Raw genomic sequence first — 929 nt, forward strand, 5'->3', positions numbered from 1 at the left:
CCCCCGCCGGTGGCGACGCTGTCCTCGCGCCGCAACCGACGCATGTATGCGATCACCGAGCGCGCCTCGGTGCTCAGGAAGCACACGTTGGGCGCCGACGGCGATGCCGCGTCGGTGACGCGGTGCAGCCACCCCTGCTTGGCCCACGACTTGATGAGATCGAGGCCGGCGGGCTGGTCGGAGGTGCCGAGTGCGGCGATGTCGCGGTCGAGGCGAATCGCTAGCTCCGACTCGGAGTGGCGAATTCCGAAATCGAGATGACGCTCCATCAGCGTGACGTACATCGCGGAGTTCGAGGCCGCGAACAGTCGGACAGCTGCGGACCGCTGGATCGAGCGGTTCGCCTCGAACGTGTCGGTCAGCGTCAGAGCCCCATCCACGGCAGAGTTCACCATCGTCACCTCACGGTTGCACCTCGTTCACGGACCGCGGTCGAGTCTGCCATGGCCGGTCGGCCCTACCGCGAGCGCACCTCAGTGGCAGAGAACACGCTGTCAGCGAGACGCGACCCAGTTCATTTCGCGAGCACGTGCGGCACGGGTTTGGCTGACGGAATAGGGTTGACGCTGGACGCGCACACCCGCGCGTGGCCAGCGGTTGCGACACACGACCCAATTGTGTCGGGCGACCGCACTCGAGAGCGAAGGCAGGTTATGAGCGACAAGCAACCGACCATCATCTACACCCTGACCGACGAGGCGCCGATGCTGGCGACCTACGCCTTTCTGCCCGTTATCCGGGCGTTCGCCGACTCCGCCGACATCAACGTCGAGACTTCCGACATCTCCGTTGCGTCGCGCATCCTGTCCGAATTCCCCGACTATCTGACTGACGAGCAGAAGGTCGGCGACCACCTCGGCGAACTGGGACGTCTCACCCAGGACCCGGACACCAACATCATCAAACTTCCCAACATCAGCGCCTCGGTC

At 64.9% G+C, this 929-nt stretch carries 2 protein-coding genes; one reads left to right on the plus strand and one right to left on the minus strand.

Annotated elements, in window-relative coordinates:
• A partial coding sequence (locus tag B3T59_RS17030; RefSeq protein WP_287004434.1) for a DUF3375 family protein occupies positions 1-395 on the minus strand: 395 nt, incomplete at its 3' end.
• Between the two features lie 258 nt (positions 396-653).
• Between B3T59_RS17030 and B3T59_RS17035 the strand changes: the two genes are divergently transcribed.
• A partial coding sequence (locus B3T59_RS17035; protein WP_287004435.1) for an NADP-dependent isocitrate dehydrogenase occupies positions 654-929 on the plus strand: 276 nt, incomplete at its 3' end.

The organism is Gordonia sp. UBA7860 (assembly GCF_002500165.1).
Lineage (GTDB): Bacteria > Actinomycetota > Actinomycetes > Mycobacteriales > Mycobacteriaceae > Gordonia > Gordonia sputi.